Genomic DNA, 5,164 nt, shown 5'->3' with positions numbered 1-5,164 from the left:
TTTTCATGATCGGGGGTGATCGAAACTTAAAGCGCCATGGTTGTTTAGTCAAAAGAACACTGAACTAAACTTATTTTGTAAAACTGCAAGTTATGGTTTCTTAAAATTTTTAGGAAGAAATTGTGCATAAAACAAAAATTCAGCAGATACTAAGTAAACAAATAGAGCAACACTGTCATAGGTAACACTTAAGAAAAATGAAAAAGGCAGTGCCATTACTGACACTGCCTTAGAGATCAGATCAAATTGTGGGAAGAGCTATTTTTTCATCTTGCGTCTGACGCCAGCAAGATCAAGCAATCCAGAACCAAAAAGCCATAATGCCGCAGGAACGGGAATAGTCGCACTTGATGCTGAGAAAGATGTCACACTACCATCTTTATTAGCACTAAGGCTCCATGTACCATATGTTCTGTCTCCATCATGCATAAAATAACCATCTCCATAAATACCCAAAGACTCGACATCATTATATCCCCCAGAACTTGTCATAAAAAAAGAGAATTCTTGATTAGCATAAGAAGAGTGGCTGGGAGCAATAAAACTCCACAATTTGGTATCAGAGTTTACAGGAATTGAAAAATCATAGATATCAACAAGTGTTGGTATCCAAGGGGTTAACCCTTGCATATCGGCAAAAATACCATCACCTGCACTTACTGTAGCCTCAACACCCCAGGTATTTTGTTCAAAAGACACAGATGTATTGTTCCATGTTATTTCGGAATACCCACCAAAAGAAATACCGCCAGTCACAGTAGCAGCATCTACACAAGCAACTGATAATAAAATCATCATTAAAACACTAATAAACCAATTTGTTTTTTTCATAACTAAATCATCCTGAATAATCTAATAATATAAAAAAAGCCGAGTCACACCCAATGTGCAACTCGGCTATCTCATTAAGACCCGTAGCTTTCCGTCCCTGCTTCTCAACAGGTTTGGCTTTTTCTTAATATCAGTATTGTTGAATAACAATCAATATATCATTTGTCAACTATTAATTCTAACAACCGTAAAGCAAAAAAGCAACACCATTATTGATACTGCCTTTAAAATGATTCAGGTTATGGATAAAATTATTTTTTTAACTTTCTTCTGATGCCTGCAAGGCCAAGAATACCAGAACCGAATAGCCACACTGCTGCTGGGACGGGGACAGCAGAACCTTTAATTACAGCTACACAGCCATAAGGATCACTGCCATTACTCCAACTCCCATTATTAAACGCAAACCAATAAGGAGCGTTCTGATCAGAAATGTTCCAAGCATTCAAATCCTTTTCAGCATTGTTACCACCAACAAATTTCAGCCAGAAAGAGCCATTATTCCCGACAGTAAATCTCGCGGCCTGTCCATCTCCGCTATTTATAATTGCATCCCAACTGCTTCCATCATTTGAATATTCATAATGACCTCCTCCGTTACCGTACCAGAGTACTAAATCAACAATCGCATCAGAAGAGGAGTCATTGTTAAAAATGCCATAATCTCCACTTACACTATACGTATAAGCATCTACCCATGATGCAATGCCCAATATCAGCGCCATTATACCTAATGCCATTGCTTTTTTCATCTTGATCCTCCTTATTTTTTTTTCATATATAAAAACAATATAAAAAAAGCCGAGTCACACACCAATGTGCAATTCGGCCATCTCTTTAAAACCCGTAGTTTTTTTTCGTCCCAGATTTGCAAATTGTAATGTCAGTAAAAAATCAATTACCATGCACAAGAAAACATGTTTCACGTCACTCTCCTTAAAATCATTTAACAATACTATAGCAATAAACATACACATATTGTTTTTATGGCAATGACACGAATCTATGAAATAAATTTCATAATTTTAGATACTTATTTACAGTAATTTATCTCTGTGAATACTCAAACTTTAACATCAACTAATCAATATTATTGACAGCAATAAATATACCATCTGTTTTATTACTTCTTTTTGCCACTTCAGGACTCCACATAAGAGAGAAACGGCTTTCTATTCTTCTTATGAACACACTCGCTTTGTGGTATTTTTTCTTTAACTTGTTGATATTTTACATACAATATGTTAACTTGTATCTACGCAAATATTAACATAAATATAGGAGTAAATACATGGACGACTCGATTGATTATCAGGCTAAATTAGAGAAGCTGGAAAAGATTGAAGAGCAGAACCGCATACGGGCACGCAAGTATCTGCAACGCCGAAAAGAGAATGGGAAAATGCAGATATCCGCCATCATACAGCGTGACACCCATGAAGAGATAAATCGTCGAAAAACTATCGCTTTAGATTGTGAAAATGCTATAAATGCCGGAGATATTATTGAGCAGGCCATAAATTTCAGCAAGGAGTTTGTCAAGGATAACGGATCGCTGGATTTTGAGCTTCTTGAAAAAATGATCAAGACATATCAAGAACAACTACAGCATACTAATGAAGATACAGACATAAATATTAACGACAACACAAACAATAATACTACCAAAAATAATGATAAAAATATTAACAACACTATTAATGTTGATGTATTCGATAATACCAATGATAATTCAAACGCAAATTGTGCCGACTGTATTAAAGAAGATGACAGTATAAATATAACCGTTAATATTGACAACAATACAAAAGGCATCAACACACAGCCAGCTAAAGAACTTGCGTTTGAGGATGACTCAGAAAAAGCGCCTCGTGAGATTGAGATCTCCGATGATGAAGCGGAAGAATCGCTCAAGGTGTTAGAAGAGATGACTCAAACTCAAAGCACTTCAAAGAATATCACTCCACCGGATCAATATCCTAACCGTCAGGATGAGATTTTTCATGATGACACTTCAGAGTCTAAAGGTATGAAGTATTCCATATCAAAGGAAGACATGCCTGATCGGGAAAAAGACAGCGAAGGATATGAGGATTGGCTGTTCCAAAAAATCACACACATGAAAGGACGCAGTATAAAGATGACTGCCATAGAAAAGCAGTTCAATGAAGATGGTATATTGACGATCAGGGGCAAAACATGGTGTAAAGGTAGTGTCTATATGTTCATGAAAAATTACAACAAAAAAATAAAAAATGACGATAGAAATCACTCTATCTCTCCCATGTCTTTTAACTTTAATGTCACCGGATCAAAATGTTAAGGCTAAAATCAAGCTAATAAGTATTTTCAAAATTTGGGATATGCAACGTATTGATAATCATATTGAAAGTAGATACACAGTTATTATCTTCGGAAGAATTAGATGATTCACTGTCAAAGCTTACTTTTATCATTCCAGGCTTGTACATTGCTATATATCGCAGGATTAAGAGCCTCTAACGGAACAGAAATTTCAATAATATTTTCACTGATTGCGAACAGACCAGTATCAATAATCTCAGAGTACCTGCACTGATCATCTACATCTCTATATCTCTCGACAGAGCATCTGGAATCAGGTAGATTTAGAAAAACAAATCTGCTGTGTCCAGGTATGCACTCTGTTATATGAAATAAAAGGAACAAACATGAAAAAACAGATATTATTTATATTAATACCTTTCCTCCTATTATCAGGATGTGCGAGCAACCAGCTTTCTCTCAGGCATGATGTCGCATTGTCTTTTGACTCAGAACGTATCGCTTATGATGTGGTCGGCAAAGGAAAAACCGCGCTGATTTTTATTCACGGCTGGAGTTGTGACGGACGTTACTGGCAGAAACAAATTCCTGTATTCGCAAAAGAGTATCAAGTGATCACAGTTGATTTGGCTGGTCATGGACATTCTTCAATAGATAGATCTGAGTTTTCAATGTTGTCTTTCGCCAACGATGTGAAAGCAATTATTGATAAAGAAAATATTAATAGAGCTATTTTGATCGGGCATTCAATGGGAGGCGGTGTAATTGCAGAAGCGGCCAGATTAATGCCACAAAAAGTAATTGGGATTGTAGGAATTGATACCTTACAAAATGTTGCGGAGCGCACCCCTCAAAATGTAATTGATGAAATGGTAAAACCCTTTGAAGCTGATTTCAAAAGTGCCGCACAGAATTTTGTTGCACCAATGTTTCCGAAAGGCACTGATCAACAATTGATGAATTGGGTAAAAGAAGATATGTCTTCTGCCCCAAAGGAAGTTGCTTTAAGTGCCTTTCGCAACTATATAGGTCAGTATGTAAACGGAGAGGCTGCCATTGTATTTAAAGATATCAATATTCCTGTGGTTTCCATAAATGCAAGATTATGGCCGACAGCACCTGAAGAAAACAAAAAGCATATAAAAAACTATCAACTTTTTTATATTGAAGAAACAGGTCACTTTCCAATGCTGGAAAAGCCAGAAGAATTTAATATGCTGTTGCAAAAAGCCCTTAACTCCATAGAATCAAAAAGTAATAAAAACATATAACCAATAAATTCAGCGGACGCAAAAAGCCGCGCCGCTGATTCAAGCGATGTCTGAAAAAACGACACCCCAAAAAAGAGTTTATCAGACGGGACTCCATTATCAAGATCAGTCCTGATAAATAAGTTGTGGGAATCCCTTGCAAGATAAACCTCCACGATATCACTTCCATCAGTGACATCTCCATCACCTTTTGTATCCCAAATTCCTGACTGAATCCCATTCCAGTCGGAAATATCTCCATCAACAGCTATTAGATTATCTCCAACCTTTACAACAGTATGCCTTTCCGTGGCGGATACACCACATATATGCATGATAAAAACAAAAAACAATAAGATACATATGAGTCTCATATTCATAATATTACCTTTTCTTGTGCAGGTTATCATTGCCTTACAGTACTCCTGTTTTTCTCATCAAGTTTTTTTATCTTCGCCATAAGAAGCAGTCATAACCGTTCTGCCATAATCATTAGTATAACATATTTTACTATTCTGCGGAACAATCAGTTTTTAACTCGTTCAAATCTTTGCCCACAACCACTGCCTGCCAGAGGGGCATCCTTCAAATTGTTCCATGTGCCGTACAGACAACTCCTATTCCCTTTCCAAAATCATCAAGACGTTCTCCCAACCTGACAGAAGCTCAACAGAAAGAATTTTTTAAATTCTTTTTGTGAATCATTTTTTATGAACACTCATACTATTTAAATGCAACAGCATATTAAAATTACAGGAGTAAGGCACATGATACTCGAT

At 36.4% G+C, this 5,164-nt stretch carries 4 protein-coding genes and 1 riboswitch; of the genes, 2 read left to right on the top strand and 2 right to left on the bottom strand.

Going from position 1 to position 5,164, the window contains the following annotated elements; all coding sequences use genetic code 11:
• Positions 1 to 258: 258 nt before the first annotated feature.
• Both MTBBW1_RS26955 and MTBBW1_RS29290 read right to left on the bottom strand, forming a co-directional pair.
• Positions 259 to 831: a VPLPA-CTERM sorting domain-containing protein gene (locus tag MTBBW1_RS26955; protein ID WP_080810043.1), complete on the bottom strand. Its 573-nt coding sequence runs from the start codon at positions 829 to 831 to the stop codon at positions 259 to 261.
• 53 nt (positions 832 to 884) lie between these two features.
• Positions 885 to 959: riboswitch (cyclic di-GMP riboswitch) on the bottom strand.
• Between the two features lie 123 nt (positions 960 to 1,082).
• The gene (locus MTBBW1_RS29290) at positions 1,083 to 1,583 is read right to left on the bottom strand and encodes a VPLPA-CTERM sorting domain-containing protein (protein ID WP_080810041.1); all 501 of its coding nucleotides are present in this window, start codon (positions 1,581 to 1,583) and stop codon (positions 1,083 to 1,085) included.
• Between the two features lie 539 nt (positions 1,584 to 2,122).
• Between MTBBW1_RS29290 and MTBBW1_RS26945 the strand changes: the two genes are divergently transcribed.
• Together MTBBW1_RS26945 and MTBBW1_RS26935 are read left to right on the top strand one after the other, a co-directional pair.
• A complete protein-coding gene (locus MTBBW1_RS26945; protein WP_080810038.1) occupies positions 2,123 to 3,154 on the top strand; it encodes a hypothetical protein in 1,032 nt (343 codons plus the stop codon).
• A gap of 367 nt (positions 3,155 to 3,521) precedes the next feature.
• Positions 3,522 to 4,406, top strand: coding sequence for an alpha/beta fold hydrolase (locus tag MTBBW1_RS26935; protein WP_080810033.1), 885 nt, complete (start codon positions 3,522 to 3,524; stop codon positions 4,404 to 4,406).
• The last annotated feature ends 758 nt before the right edge of the window (positions 4,407 to 5,164 follow it).

The organism is Desulfamplus magnetovallimortis (assembly GCF_900170035.1).
In the GTDB taxonomy this organism is placed as follows: Bacteria; Desulfobacterota; Desulfobacteria; order Desulfobacterales; family Desulfobacteraceae; genus Desulfamplus; species Desulfamplus magnetovallimortis.
Note: the sequence above shows the minus strand (reverse complement) of the source record. Positions and strands in the feature narration are given on the sequence as shown.

What these genes read in the sequence shown, in the direction of transcription:
- MTBBW1_RS26955 (WP_080810043.1), bottom strand. Translation starts at nt 831, where the DNA reads ATGAAAAAAACAAATTGGTTTATTAGTGTTTTAATGATGATTTTATTA.
- MTBBW1_RS29290 (WP_080810041.1), bottom strand. Translation starts at nt 1,583, where the DNA reads ATGAAAAAAGCAATGGCATTAGGTATAATGGCGCTGATATTGGGCATT.
- MTBBW1_RS26945 (WP_080810038.1), top strand. Translation starts at nt 2,123, where the DNA reads ATGGACGACTCGATTGATTATCAGGCTAAATTAGAGAAGCTGGAAAAG.
- MTBBW1_RS26935 (WP_080810033.1), top strand. Translation starts at nt 3,522, where the DNA reads ATGAAAAAACAGATATTATTTATATTAATACCTTTCCTCCTATTATCA.